The sequence below is a fragment of the Gemella sp. oral taxon 928 genome, from assembly GCF_001553915.1.
GTDB classification, from domain to species: domain Bacteria; phylum Bacillota; class Bacilli; order Staphylococcales; family Gemellaceae; genus Gemella; species Gemella massiliensis.
This window is the reverse complement of record NZ_CP014233.1, coordinates 340,747-355,234: the sequence shown is the minus strand read 5'-3', so window position 1 is coordinate 355,234 and position 14,488 is coordinate 340,747. Positions and strand designations below refer to the sequence as shown.

The window sequence follows — 14,488 nt, the reverse complement described above, 5'->3', positions numbered from 1 at the left end:
TACCTCTTAGCTTTTATCCAACACTTATTGTATCGTATTTTCAATATGTTTTCAAATTATTTCACTATTTTACAAAAATAATTTTCTAAATTGATAATTGTTTAGAAACATCGTAAATCGTTAAATCTACTTCATGTGTATTACTGAATACATCTTCAAAACGTGTACTTACTAATCTGTTATTTTGAATACCAACAGCACGACCTGATTTTTCTGCCAGCAATAGTTGAACCGCATAATTTCCAAAGCGTGATGCCAATACTCTATCCATTGCTGACGGTGTCCCTCCACGTTGAATATGCCCTAAGATAGTACATCTGATTTCTTCACCTGTTAATTCTTTAAGTTGTGCGGCTAGAACTTGTCCACCCATAACGCCCTCTGCTAAGACAATAATAGAATGTTTTTTCCCTCGTTTTTCGCCGGCTTTAATTCTGCTTACAATATCGGAAATATCTTCTCTTTTTTCAGGAATTAACAAACTTTCGCTACCTCCGGCAATACCGGCAAGAAGAGCTAAATCCCCTGCATTACGACCCATCACTTCAATAATGAACGCACGTTCATGGCTTGAAGCTGTATCACGAACTTTGTCAATTGCGTCAACAATAGTATTAAGCGCCGTATCAAACCCGATGGTAAAATCCGTACAGCAAATATCATTGTCAATAGTTCCGGGAATACCGATTGTTTTAATAGACATCTCATTACTAAGTGCCATCGCACCACGATAAGATCCATCTCCACCGATAACAACTAATCCGTCAATACCTAATTTTTCTAAATTTTTAATAGCTATTTGTCTAACTTTAGGATCTTCAAATTCCGGAAGACGTGCTGAATAAAGTATTGTACCCCCACGGTTAATAATACCTCCTACATCTCCGACTTCTAATTTTTTTATATTATTTTCTACTAATCCCTTATAGCCTTGGTATACTCCATAAACTTCCAATCCGTTATAAATCGCTGTTCTTACAACCGCTCGCACCGCCGCATTCATTCCCGGTGCATCGCCACCACTTGTTAAAACTGCTATTTTTTTCATGTAGTCTTACCTTCTTCCATATTTTGTATAGATTTTCATCAGATATTATACTGAATATTTTTAAATTTACTTTACAACAATATCATATTTTTTATCTTTTTTCTAGTAAAAAATTTGTTTTGTTTGTTTTTTGTTTGTTTTTTTTACTATTTATCCTTATATTCTATTTTAATAGGCTTATCAGGATATGTTTTCAAAAAATTATGAACAAATTCTTGTTCATTTTTTATTTTAACAGCTGTCGCTTTATTGGAATCATTAGCCAATAAACTTACCACTTTTATACCTTTTTCGGTTGTTTTATATCGAGAAAGTAATTCTCCACTTTCTTTGTCCGCTACCAGATAAATCTTTTTTATATTATTTATACAATATTGATTATAATTTTTTAAACTTGTTATTTTTTCGAGTATGTACTGCTCACGTCCATCACGTAGTTGTTTTTTCAAAGTTACCACAGCATATTTTCCAACCTCAATAAAAGCATCGGCATATTTATAAACACTTGGGAATACAGTTACATCATAGTCACCTTTTCCGTCATTAACTGTTAAAAATGCCATATAGTCACCGTTTTTTGTTTTTATTTCTTTTTTTGATACTACCTCAACATAGCTGTCCGCCAAATTTTTACCGATATAATGTAGTGGTAAATATGTATAGCGTTCTTTTTCAATCTGGACAGGGTGTTTTAAAAAATATGTTCCTGTCGCTTCTTTTTCCATGCGAATTTTTTCTTGAATAGGATAATCTTCTACCTCTTCTATTTTAAGTGTTAATCCGCTTTCTGCATAAAGTGCATTACGAACGGTATACATATGATTACGTGTATCTTCATAATATTCTTTTACTTTATTCATTAATGTTGCTCTGTTATACCCAAAAGTATCCAATGCTCCGGCTTTTACTAATGATACTGCCGCTTGATAATCGACTTTCTTATTCATTCTCTTTAAAAAATCATCAATATCCAAATATTTCCCAAAGTTAAGTCTGTCTTGAACAATTTCAAAAGCACTTCGATAACCGACGTTTTTTATGGCAACAAGAGCAAAAACTATCTCATTTTTATAAACACTAAAATCCCTAAGACTAACGTTAACGTCCGGTTTTATTAAGTTTATTCCGAAACTGCTTAATTCTTGCTTATATTCATTTATTTTTTTCTCACTACTGATAACATTATTTAAAAGAGCTGTCATAAAATATTTTGTATAATATACTTTTAAATATGCTAATCTGTAAGCTAACATACTATACACAACAGCATGACTTTTATTAAATCCGTAATTGGCAAACGTTACTATTAATTCAAATAGATGTCGCGCTATCTCAATATCATGACCTGCTTTTACAGTTTTTTCAATAAAGATATTACCATAATATTCTAAATCTTGTTTTTTCTTTTTCCCAACAGCACGACGCATATTATCCGCTTCGGTAAGTGTCATATGTGCAAAATTCACCGCAATAAGCATAATTTGTTCTTGATAAACAATAACCCCATATGTATCTTTTAATATCTTCTCTAATTTTTTATGCGGATATTCTATACATTCTTTACCATGTTTTCTCCTAATATAAGTTTCTACTTGTGCCATAGGTCCCGGTCTATACAGTGCATTCATAGCTACTATATCGTTAAATTCCGTAGGTTGCAGTAAACATAATTTTTCTCTCATCCCACTCGATTCAAATTGGAATATTCCTTCTGTTCTCCCGGCGGCAAAAATCTTATATACCTTTGGATCCTTATAATTAATACGTTTAATATCAAACTCCGGATTATCATGATGAATTTGTTCAACAATATTTGCAATCATAGTTAAATAACGAATACCGAGGAAATCAATTTTTAATAATCCTACATATTCTATATCATCCATCGTCCACTGTGTAATGTGCTGTGTCATATTGGATGGTGCAAGAGGAGTATATGCAACTAACGGTTTACTGTCGCTGATAACGATACCCGCCGCATGTACTGACGTGTTTTTCGGTAAATTCTCCAAACCGATTGCAATACTGAACCAACGTTTATTTCTATTAGTTGAATTCACAAAATTCCTTAAAGACTGCGATTCCCTATAACATTCCTTTAACGTACGTGTAGAACTGATATGGGTACTTATAAATTTTAATGTTTCATCATCAAATTGTAAAATACGTGCACTTTCACGTGCTGCACTTTTTGACTGAAATGTAGTAAACGTAGTAATTTGCGCTACCTTATCCGCACCATATTTTTTTTCAACATATTTTATCACTTCATCACGACGTGTATCCTGAAAATCTATATCAATATCCGGTAATGAAATACGCTCTTTGTTTAAAAAACGTTCAAACAATAAATTATATTCTAATGGATCCGCTTCGGTAATATCTAATAAGTAACAAACTAAACTTCCCGCTGCGCTACCTCGTCCTGCACCAACCAAAATATTATGTTCTTTAGCATATTTAACAAAATCATAGACAATTAAAAAATAGTCATTAAACCCCATTTCGTCTATAATTTCCAATTCATATTCATAACGTTTTTTATACACATAAACATCTTTACCTTGCAATTTCTCCTTTGCACCTTTTAAGACAAGATAAGATAAATACTCCTTTTTAGTCATAGAATTGTATATTTCTTCATGTTCTCCGTAAATATACTTAGGTAAATGGTAACCTGAAAAATCAAGACTATATTGACAGCTGTTTACTATACTTTGCTGCATTTTTAAAGAACGCGTTAAAATTTCATTTTTTAAATCTGAACTATTTTGTAATAATTTTTTAAAGTCTTCTTGTGTACGAACATAATGTATCCCACTTGTCACTGTTAATTCAGCAATATTAAGTTTTTTATTATCACGAATAGCACGACTTACAATTACTTGCTGATAATCCTTATTATCTATGTAATAACTCGGTTGAGTATAAACTATATTGTCATAGTCTACATATATATTCTCATTGAACTGTTCGTTATAGCCGAAATAAAAATCACAATTCTCAAATAGCTGGTTCAAATAACTGAACTCCACACTATCATACAATTCATCAACAACTATTAATATACAATGTTCACTACTTTCTTCCATTTTCCGAGCAAATGTTTCTACATCTATCTCTTCATTATGTTGAAACTGTGTAGCAATATTCAGTAACGTATAAAACATCTGTTCCGTTTTGCATAAAATATTAAATTTTAATAATTTCATGCCGTACATCAATTTAACTTCTAACGCATGTATAAGTCTAATATTGTACTTATCTGCCAATTTATACGCTTTTATTGCACCGTACATATTCGGATCTGCAATAACGACTGTATATTGGTTATCGTCTACCAGCTTTTGAAATAATTCTTCTAATTTTACTGTACTATTTAATAAATCATATGCACTATGAACTTGTAAATTATACATATTGTTTCCTCCTTTCAGCCATAATAAAAACTTATCAATTCAAAATAAAAAACTAAATGACCTTTTTCTTTATTAATTTTAAATTTTTTCTACGTTCAGCACTTTAAATTGTACTATGTAATACTATTGCTGTCAATGATTCGATCGTTTCTAAAAAACGTCTTTTATTCTGTTTATTTTATAAAAAAAGACACCTATAAGCATATTAAAATTCCAAAAAACTCTTCTTTTTTATAAGAGACGATTTGATTATTCAAGGCTTCTTAGTGTCTTTTATTTTATTATTAGTATTTATCAAATACTTTAACAACTAAATTCAATATTATCCGCAGATACTTTCATCTGAAAAACAACCCATGTTTTCACCTGAAATCTTACTTTCTTCGTTAAAGTAGCGATATATACGTTGATTGTCATCACCCAAGTAATAAATCGGATTAAATTCGGTTCCAATTAACTTTGATTCAGCATCAATCAAATTTTCACATACTAAACGTCGCTTGATTGTACCTATGAAATTAGTGTATCCGTTATGGTCAATTATACTATGCACCGTACATTCTATTGACAACATACACTCGTCAAGTAAAGGTGCATCAACATATTTTCCTATATCATATGTTATATCTGCCATTCCTATTTTATTTTGACCGGAGTAAAAACCGCAAATTTCAACCTTATTCAAAATACTTTGACGTGGCACATTAACAGTAAATTCTTTATATTGTTTAATATTCTTTACAGCATTACTCGCACTCGATAATGCCATTGTTATCGTATCACCCAGCGTATATGACGAACTGGATGTCGTTACATTATAATTCCACTTACTATCCTTATACCCGACCAATATTACCGGAAAACCATAATATAATTTTTTAGTTTCTATCTCTACTTTCATTTTACTAACCTCTCTTACGTATTACCTTGCGATAAATACTAACTTCTTATCCTCTGATAAACTCCCATCATAACTGTAATTATCGAAAGTTATTCTCTTTAACTGCTCTATATTTTCTACCTTTTCTTTTATCAATTTCGTTAAAAATTTTCCTCGTGCTTTTTTAGAAATTGTTGAATGAATTTTAAGTTCTCCATCTTTTTCTTCCATGAAGATAACTTTTATAAAATTATCTCGAATACTTTTTGAAAATACCTCCTCAAATTCATTAGATAGTAGCGAGATAACCAAACTTTCATCTTTTACATGACTGTCAAAATTATCCCTCCACAAAAACTTTAACGTCTTATTTTCAACCATAACTTTTTGTAAAAAATCTAAACGATGCACCGGAATAAAATCATACAGATTAATTATTCCGCATAGTGCCGTAGTTATCAACACATTTTCCTTAATATATTCAACATCACTATTATCAAAACTGTCTCTTGCGATATTTCTATACATAAGCCCATTAAATAATTCCAGTGCAGTATAGAAAGAACTTCTTCTCTTTTTTAAATCTTGCCAATATTTGTGTTCAATTTTTGCTTTTTCGCTCTTCACCTTATATATTTTCGCTAATTCTTCTGAACTCTTATTAGCAAATTCATCTATTATTTTTATAGTATTTCGATTTAATTTATCTAAAAAGTCATAATGTTTTATATTAAGATTCATTTCTTTTGCTGTGGGTATTAATATTTTCACCGATTACTACTCCATTTCCGGTAAAACCAAAAAACTATTTTCTATAAGACTTTCTATTTCCATTAAAACAAAATTTTTCTCCGTTATTTCGAGTTGCGGATCAATAATCAATGTATTAAAATATCCTACAACAAAATCACGGTTTGCTACTTCCAACTTAAACATATACTCGCTAATTTCATCAACTAAAAATGCAATTTCTTTTAATTTTTTATCCTCGTAGGTATTGGCATAATGAACTTTCTCCAAAAGTCTGCGTATTTCCATTTCCGGATATTGTTCTTTAAACCTTTTTTGAATATGTTTTGCCAGTTCAATATCTTTAAATTTTAAAACATTAACTTTCTTTTTCTCCAGCGCTCCACCTTGTTCTAATTTTTCCAATAAATGGGCTAATCGTTTATTTAAGCTACTCATTATTACTTCTCCTTAACATTTTTCATTATATTTTTCTCATCTACTACTTATTGTATAAAAAAAAGTATAAAAGTTCTAGCTATAAGGTAAAATGTTTACATTTTATCTTATAATTTTGACACAATCTTATTCTTCGGAAAATACCTGTGTAGCCTTTACAGCTTGACACCAGCCTTTATAAAGTTTTTCACGCCTTTTATCTGTCATATTAGGAATAAAAAGTTTCCCTGCTGAATTCAAATTTTTGATTTCTTCAATATTTTTCCAATATCCCACCGAAAGCCCTGCTAAAAATGCTGCTCCCAGTGCTGTTGTTTCCAAATTTTCCGCCCTGGCTATTTTCACACCGAGTATATCAGCTTGAAATTGTAACAAATAATCATTAAGAGCCGCTCCCCCGTCTACTTTCAAGAGAGGAATTTCTATATGAGCATCTATTTTCATAGTATCAACTATATCCCTTACTTGGTAGGCTATTGATTGTAAAGTAGCTTTTACAATATCTTCTTTAGTTGATCCCCGGGTTAAGCCGAACATTGCTCCGCGTGCATTAGAATTCCAATAAGGTGCTCCCAATCCGGTGAAAGCCGGCACTAAATAAATTTCATCATCACTGGTCGATTGCAGTGCTAATTTTTCACTATCCGCAGATTTTTTTATCATTTTTAGACTGTCACGAAGCCATTGAATTGCACTACCTGCTATAAAAATAGAACCTTCTAGTGCATAATTTATCTTACCGTCTATTCCATAAGCTATGGTAGTCAATAAATTATTATTTGACAACTCCATGCGTTCTCCCGTATTCATAATAATAAATGATCCTGTCCCATAGGTATTCTTTATCATTCCTTTATCAAAAGCAAGTTGCCCAAATAATGCAGCTTGTTGATCGCCTGCCATACCGCTGATAACCACTTCACCGCCGTAAAAATGATAATCCGTTGTTACACCGTAAATTTCCGAGTTTGATTTTACTTCCGGCAACATAATCTTAGGGATATTTAAAAGTTTCAATATTTCATCATCCCATTTTAATTCTTTTATATTATATAGCATTGTTCTGGCAGCGTTTGTATAATCTGTTACATGAGTTCTTCCACCTGTTAATTTCCATACTAACCAAGTATCAATCGTGCCAAAAAGTAATTCTCCATTTTCGGCACGTTGCTGTGCGTTTTCTACATTATCAAGAAGCCATCTTACTTTTGTTGCAGAAAAATAGGCATCAACGACAAGTCCAGTTTTTTCATGAATTATTTTTTCAAAACCGCATTCTTTTAAATCCTCTGCTATTTTTGCAGTTTGTCGTGATTGCCAAACTATTGCATTATAGATTGGCTCTCCGGTCTTTTTATCCCAAATAACAGTCGTTTCTCTCTGGTTTGTTATTCCAATACTCTTTATTTGTACCGGTTTTATCCCACTTTCAATAAAAACTTCTGCTATTACGGATTGAACGGAATTCCAGATAACATTCGCATCATGTTCCACCCATCCGGCTTTTGGAAAAATTTGCGGAAATTCTTTTTGACTGCTTGCCACAATCTCCGCTTTTTTATTAAAAATTATTGCCCTTGAACTAGTAGTCCCTTGATCTATTGCCATTATATACTGTTCCATATTGTTTACCTCTGCACATTATCTATATTATGATTATAGCATATCTATAATAAAATGATAACTCTACGGCTAACCATTAATAAGTAATTCAATTAAAATTTTTATCTTTTAGATCAACACCTTATAGTTATTACTCCACTTTTAGATAAGATAATAAGGATTATAAAAAACACATGAAAAACCCTAATCACTATATTATTAAATAACGACAAAACCTTAATTTAAAGCATTTGCAAACATTCTCAAAAATATTTCATATTCTCTCTTTTAAGTTGATTTATTTTTTAATATATATTATCATTATTGTAGTACATATATTCATATGTATATAAATTAAAATATTGGAGGATATTATGAAAAAATCTATTAAACGTATTTTATTCTTATTCACTACTATGCTACTAACCGTAGTTCTTGCTGCGTGCAGTTCAGGCGGAGGTGGCACTAAAACTATTTCTTCACAAGAAGCTGTGGATAAATATGTTGAGGCGGCTAAAAATATTAAAAGTGCAAAATTCACTTCTGATATCAATGTGAAAATGACTAACAATAACACAACACGAGAAGTTATCATGAAGATGAACGGATCAGTAGCAACTGAACCTCTAAGTTTATTGGTAGATTCAGAATCAAAAATAGCGACTCAAAGCCAAAAAATGTCGATATACCTTAAAGATAATGTACTATATGCAAAACAAGGCAGCCAAACTAATTGGTCTAAACTTCCAATCAGTGGGACATTCCAAAAACAAATTGAATCGTTAAAAAATGTCGGTAATACTGAAGATGCATTAAATTATTACAAAAATAATGCTAATGATTTTAAAGTAGAAGCACAAGGTGACAATTATGTATTATCTTATTCAGGTAATGATGAAAAATTCAAAGAGTTATTAAAAACTTCTGTTAAAACTACAGGGCAAAATATTAGCAATTTAGATAGTGTTGATATAAAAAATGCTTCTTTCAAAATTACTGTTAAAAAATCAGATTTCCAACCCGTTACATCTGAACTTTCAGTAGAAATTTCTCAAAAAGATAAACCTGAAAATAATTACAAAATGGATATAAAATATACCTTCTCTGACATTAACTCAACAACAGTTCCTACGCCTGAAGGTATAAAATAATAAATGATATTATCTTTCAACAATGGGACTCTCCTTTTAGGAAAGCCCCATTGTTTCTTTTTTTGGTTGTATAATAAATACGGGGCATGAAAAAAAATCCATACCCCATATTGTTTTTTAATATACAAAAAGACAAATATCCAATATAATTAAAGTGCAAAAAAATAAACTATGAAAGGATATCTGTCATGAATAATTTTAACACAAAAACAAAAGAAATAAAAGAGGGAGAATTCATTAAAAACCTACTACAAATAAAAGATAAAAATATAACTATTGAGAAAACACATAACGAAACTATAAAAAATAATCAAAAGTACTTTGTATTCAAAGGTACCTTAACATATAAACCCAAGAAGTGTGAATGCTGTGGTTGTCTTAATAAAGGTTATACTGTAGTTAAAAACGGCTTTAATGAACTTACTAGAATTAATCTATTAAAAATATCAGGTATCCCTGCTTATTTGGAACTAAGAAAGCAACGTTTCAAGTGTAAAACTTGTAATAAAAAATTTGTAGCTACTACTTCTTTTGTAGATAAATACTGTAGTATTTCTAAAAATGTTAAGTTTTCTATAATGAGTGATTTAGCTGATACTTTATCTTTTAAACAAATAGCCAAAATGAATAATGTATCGGTTAATACTGTTATAAGAACTCTTTATAAATGTAAATCCCATGTAGACATTCTTAACTATAATACCTTACCTGAGTATTTATGCTTTGATGAGTTAAAGTTTACTAAAGATAGTAAAAATGGTATGAGTTTTATTTTTTTAGATGCTTTAACTCATGAGATTATTGATATAGTTGATGGTAGAACTGAGTATATTTTAAATAATTATTTTTCCAGATTTTCTAAAGAGGCTAGAAGTAATGTTAAGGCTATTTGTATTGATATTTATACTCCTTATATGAAGTTGATTAGAAATAAGTTTCCTAATGCTGAAATTGTTATAGATAGGTTTCATATTATTCAAAATGTTAATAGAGAACTTTATTCAAAATGTTAATAGAGAACTTAATAGAACTAGAGTTAAGCTAATGAATATTTACAAAAAACAAAAAGGTATTAATTATACTCTTTTAAAAAATAATTGGAAGTTAATATTAGAAGATGAAAGTAATGTTACTCATGGTAGGTTTTTCTTTAATAGGAGTTTTAGGAGTTTAGTTACTAGACGTGATATTTTAGATTATTTATTAGGATTAGATTGTATATTTAAGGCTAGCTATGAGAGAGTTCAGGATATTAGATATGCAATAAGGTATAGAAATGAGTTGGAGTTTAAAGAATTAATTGAAAAATCTACTATCGATTTATCTGATGGTGTTAGTAAGGCTATTAATACTATGAGAAAACATAAAGGGTATATGCTTAATAGTGTTAGGTATTCTATTTCTAATGGTTCTTTGGAGGGTATTAATAATAAGATAAAGGTTTTAAAGAGAGTTTCTTATGGTTATAATAGCTTTTATAACTTTAGATTACGCATTTTAGTTGTTTCTAGGTTATTTGTTTCTGAGTATAAAAATAATATTTCTTTTAAGGGCGTTTTGAAAAATGCCAAGCAACACTGCATTGCTTAGCATTTTATCCTTATTTTTTCTCATGCCCCGTATTTGACACAGAGCCAGTTTTTTTAGTTTATCTTTTTTCTTCTTGTCATAAAGTGGATAAATGCTATTATCCCTCCTGCTATTATTAAATAAATAATATCTTTTGTAAGAAGTGGCGTAAAATAATTTTTCAATATAAAAATATTAACAAACACACCAACTAGGGCAGTTAAACTAAGAAGTGTCAATAAACCAATTTTATACTTATTAAATGGTGTGCTTACCTTTGCTACCATACAAAGCCCATTAATCAGCGCTAGGATAAAACAGATAAATTTCACCTGACTTGAATCAGTTAAAATAAAATTTGTAAGTAGAACGGTTAAAACCAATGTTCCCCCACCAATTACCGCACTGGTTAAAACATCTTTCATAAAATTGTTACTAACTTTTTCCTTATTTGCTTCAAATGTTAAAAAGAATGAAGGCACCCCTATAGTAATAGCGGAAATAATCGTAAATTGTATAGGGATAAAAGTAAATTCTAAAGCAAAAACAACACTCAGCACTGAAAATACGATTGAAAAGAATGTTTTAGTTAAAAATAGTGATGCTACTTTTTGGATATTATTAATAACACGTCTTCCCTCCATTAATATGTCATAAAAAACACCAAAATCATCCGTTAAAAATACTATATTTGAAACACTTTTCGCCGCACTTGTCGCACCGTTCATCGCAAAGCTGATATCTGATTTTTTAAGTGCCAAAACATCATTAACACCGTCACCACTCATAGCAACAGTTTTTTTATTTCTCTGGAGAACTTCAACCATTTTTTTCTTCTGTTCAGGTGTTACTCTGCCAAAAATATCATTAGCTAATACCACACCTTCAAAATCTTCTTCGGTTACTGTTGTCATATCAATAGCTTTTGCCTCTCGTTTAAAACCTGCTTTTAGTGCTACTCCTAAAACAGCTTTGTAATTATCACCACTTATGATTTTTACTTCAACGCCTTGACTTTCAAAATACTTAAATGTTTCTTTAGTATTTTCTTTTATTTCATCGGAAAGCACCACATGCCCGACTAACTTCATATTAATCGGAACTTTCGTTTTATCAGCAGTATAACCTAGTGATAAAATTCTAAATCCTTGTTTTTTAAACTTTTCATAGTAAGGTGTCATTTTATCTTCAAAACCTAAAAATTCATATGCCCCAAAAAAATATGTACCTCCGGTTTTTAGCTGGATGTAAGAGTATTTATTTTTACTGGAAAATGCTCCTATACTTTCTACTTCCCACTCTTTTTTACAGTTCAAATATTTTTTTAAAGCCCTTGATGTTGCATTCTCATCATCAAAATAAGCTAAATAGCTTGATAGTTTCTCCTTTACTTCTTTATCAATTTCTACCACATTCATATTACCGGTAGTTATTGTCCCTGTTTTATCAAAACAAAGGACATCAACACGTGCTAAAGTTTCAACGCAATATAATTCTTGAACAAGGACTTTTTTCTTGGCAAGTTTCATAGCAGCAACGGCAAGCGATACACTAACCAATAATATTAATCCCTCCGGCACCATTCCGACTAAAGCACCGGCACTTTTTAAAACTATATCAACATAAGAACGCCCTAAATAATAACCACGAGTATATAAAAGTATAGCTGTCGGTATTAAAAGTACAGAAATAACCTTTAATATCGCATCCATATAATCACGCAATTTTGACGGATATTTTTTAAATTCTTTTGTTCTTTTAGCGAGTTTATTAATATAGCTATCTTCACCTACTGCCGTTACTTTTACCAAACAACTCCCACTAACAACATTACTTCCGCTCATTAACTCATCATTAATTGTTTTATAAATGTTATCACTTTCTCCGGTTAAAAGTGATTCATCTACTTCTATACTGCCGGTTATTATTTTTCCATCGCATGGAACTTGATCACCTAAATTCAGGTGAAGATATTCCCCTAAAACTATTTCTTCAACAGTGATTTCAATAACCTTATTATCTCTATTTACTCTGTACTTACTTCTACCTAACAAACTCAACTCTTCTAAAGCATTTTTCGACTTCACTTCTTGGTAAATTCCTATTGCTGTATTAATCGCAATAACTCCGACAAAAAGCAAATTTTCAAACCTCAGCGTTGTAGCTACAAAAATAGCAAGCACTAAGATCATTCCATTAAAGAAAGTAAAAATATTAGAAAAAATAATTTCTTTAGTTGTTTTATAAGGCTTTATGTTACTAATATTTTTTTTTGAGTTTTGTACTTGTTCACCGGTTAAATACTTCATACTTCCTCCATATATATTATTATTGGAAACTATACCATACTTTTTATTCTAAGTAATATCATTATAATTCCTGTAACTTATATTTACGTTAAATAATAGTTTTTCTCTTAAAAAAATAATTAGCACGGATTTTCTACCCATACTAATTATTATATACTCAAGGCTACTTCGGTATTTTCTTTTTAAATCGATGTTTTAATTATCTATCTTTGAATATATTTTTCTACGGGATAATCGCTAAGCTCCAGTGTTAACTTGCCATTTAAAATAAGTTGTGCAACATTATAACCTATTATAGGTCCTGTTGTTAAACCTGAAGAGCCTAAACCGCTAATTGCATAAACATTTTTTAGTGCCGGTACTTCCCCGAAAAATGGAGAAAAATCTGAAGTATATGCTCTTATCCCTACACGTTCATTAATAATTTCAGCTTCTTTTAAATCATTTAAAAATTGCTCCGCTTCTTTTCCAAAACTATCAAGTTGAATTTTATCAACGTTAAGATCAAAACCTTTATCATTTTCGTGTGTTGCTCCTACACTAACTATACCGTCTTCAAACGGAATAATATCCAGCTCCCCTTCAGGCATAATTACCGGATACTCTCCCGTGTTTAAATCTTTTATTTTATAATCTCTAAGTTGCCCTTTTTGAGGTCTTATATCAACATTAAAACCTAAAGGTACCAAAATATCATTAAGCCATGCACCCACTGCAAGAACAACAATATCAAATTCACTGTCGTCAATTATATACTTATCTTCTTCTATTTTTAAACTTACCTTTTTGTTAATAATCTCTGCCTTTGAAGCATTAAGTAATATTTTTACGAATCGTTCTCCCTCTACCCTTGCTCCGCCACCTGCATATAATACATCACCATTATTATCAAAGCTAGGTATTCTTTCTTTTACTTTTTCTTTAGAAATTATTTCTAATTCCCCTATCATTGGAGAAAGTTTTTTTCTACTTTCTGCCAATTGTTTTAACTCCGGAAGTTTTTCTTCAGATTTTTTTAATAAATAAACCCCGCACTGTGAGTAAAAATTAGTTTCAAAATTATTTTTTTGCAAATCTTTCACTAATTCAGGGTAAAAATCCGCACCAAGTCTTGCCATAGTATACCATGGTTTATTACGACGCTTTGAAAACCATGGGCTTATTATACCGGCTGATGCTTTTGTCGCCTGCCCCTTTCCATAATCAAATACGGTCAATTCTATATCGTTATTTTTTGATAAATAATAGGCACAAGTCGCACCTACTATCCCACCACCTACTATTGCTACTTTCATAATATACCTCCTTTTACAACAAAAAAT

At 30.7% G+C, this 14,488-nt stretch carries 11 protein-coding genes; 3 read left to right on the top strand and 8 right to left on the bottom strand.

Annotated elements, in window-relative coordinates; translation table 11 throughout:
* Positions 1 to 85 precede the first annotated feature (85 nt).
* The 6 genes from pfkA to glpK all read right to left on the bottom strand — a co-directional run bounded on the left by pfkA (position 86) and on the right by glpK (position 8,158).
* On the bottom strand, positions 86 to 1,048 hold the full coding sequence (gene pfkA / locus AXE85_RS01585; RefSeq protein ID WP_062172737.1) for a 6-phosphofructokinase: 963 nt from the start codon (positions 1,046 to 1,048) through the stop codon (positions 86 to 88).
* 146 nt (positions 1,049 to 1,194) lie between these two features.
* Entirely contained in the window at positions 1,195 to 4,467 is a 3,273-nt protein-coding gene (locus AXE85_RS01580; RefSeq protein ID WP_062172735.1) for a DNA polymerase III subunit alpha, read from the bottom strand.
* 322 nt (positions 4,468 to 4,789) lie between these two features.
* A complete protein-coding gene (locus tag AXE85_RS01575; protein ID WP_062172733.1) occupies positions 4,790 to 5,368 on the bottom strand; it encodes a flavin reductase family protein in 579 nt (192 codons plus the stop codon).
* Positions 5,369 to 5,389: 21 nt separating this feature from the next.
* Positions 5,390 to 6,118 carry a peroxide stress protein YaaA gene (gene yaaA / locus AXE85_RS01570; RefSeq protein ID WP_062172731.1) on the bottom strand — a complete coding sequence of 243 codons (729 nt, stop codon included), beginning with the start codon at positions 6,116 to 6,118 and terminating at the stop codon, positions 5,390 to 5,392.
* Between the two features lie 6 nt (positions 6,119 to 6,124).
* Positions 6,125 to 6,535, bottom strand: a complete 411-nt coding sequence (locus AXE85_RS01565) for a hypothetical protein (protein WP_062172729.1) — start codon at positions 6,533 to 6,535, stop codon at positions 6,125 to 6,127.
* A gap of 126 nt (positions 6,536 to 6,661) precedes the next feature.
* Entirely contained in the window at positions 6,662 to 8,158 is a 1,497-nt protein-coding gene (glpK, locus tag AXE85_RS01560) for a glycerol kinase GlpK (RefSeq protein WP_062172727.1), read from the bottom strand.
* Between the two features lie 353 nt (positions 8,159 to 8,511).
* On the opposite strand from glpK, the gene AXE85_RS01555 reads away from it, so the two are divergent.
* The 3 genes from AXE85_RS01555 to AXE85_RS08545 all read left to right on the top strand — a co-directional run bounded on the left by AXE85_RS01555 (position 8,512) and on the right by AXE85_RS08545 (position 10,878).
* Positions 8,512 to 9,288, top strand: a complete 777-nt coding sequence (locus tag AXE85_RS01555; RefSeq protein WP_062172725.1) for a DUF6612 family protein — start codon at positions 8,512 to 8,514, stop codon at positions 9,286 to 9,288.
* 188 nt (positions 9,289 to 9,476) lie between these two features.
* Entirely contained in the window at positions 9,477 to 10,301 is an 825-nt protein-coding gene (locus AXE85_RS08550) for an ISL3 family transposase (protein ID WP_062172723.1), read from the top strand.
* Positions 10,270 to 10,878 carry a transposase gene (locus AXE85_RS08545; RefSeq protein WP_231723783.1) on the top strand — a complete coding sequence of 203 codons (609 nt, stop codon included), beginning with the start codon at positions 10,270 to 10,272 and terminating at the stop codon, positions 10,876 to 10,878. The genes AXE85_RS08550 and AXE85_RS08545 overlap by 32 nt, the downstream gene beginning before the upstream one ends.
* 53 nt (positions 10,879 to 10,931) lie before the next feature.
* On the opposite strand, the gene AXE85_RS01540 is transcribed toward AXE85_RS08545, so the two are convergent.
* The gene (locus tag AXE85_RS01540) at positions 10,932 to 13,166 is read right to left on the bottom strand and encodes an HAD-IC family P-type ATPase (protein WP_062172721.1); all 2,235 of its coding nucleotides are present in this window, start codon (positions 13,164 to 13,166) and stop codon (positions 10,932 to 10,934) included.
* Between the two features lie 203 nt (positions 13,167 to 13,369).
* Positions 13,370 to 14,461 carry an NAD(P)/FAD-dependent oxidoreductase gene (locus tag AXE85_RS01535; protein ID WP_197415954.1) on the bottom strand — a complete coding sequence of 364 codons (1,092 nt, stop codon included), beginning with the start codon at positions 14,459 to 14,461 and terminating at the stop codon, positions 13,370 to 13,372.
* Positions 14,462 to 14,488 lie beyond the last annotated feature (27 nt).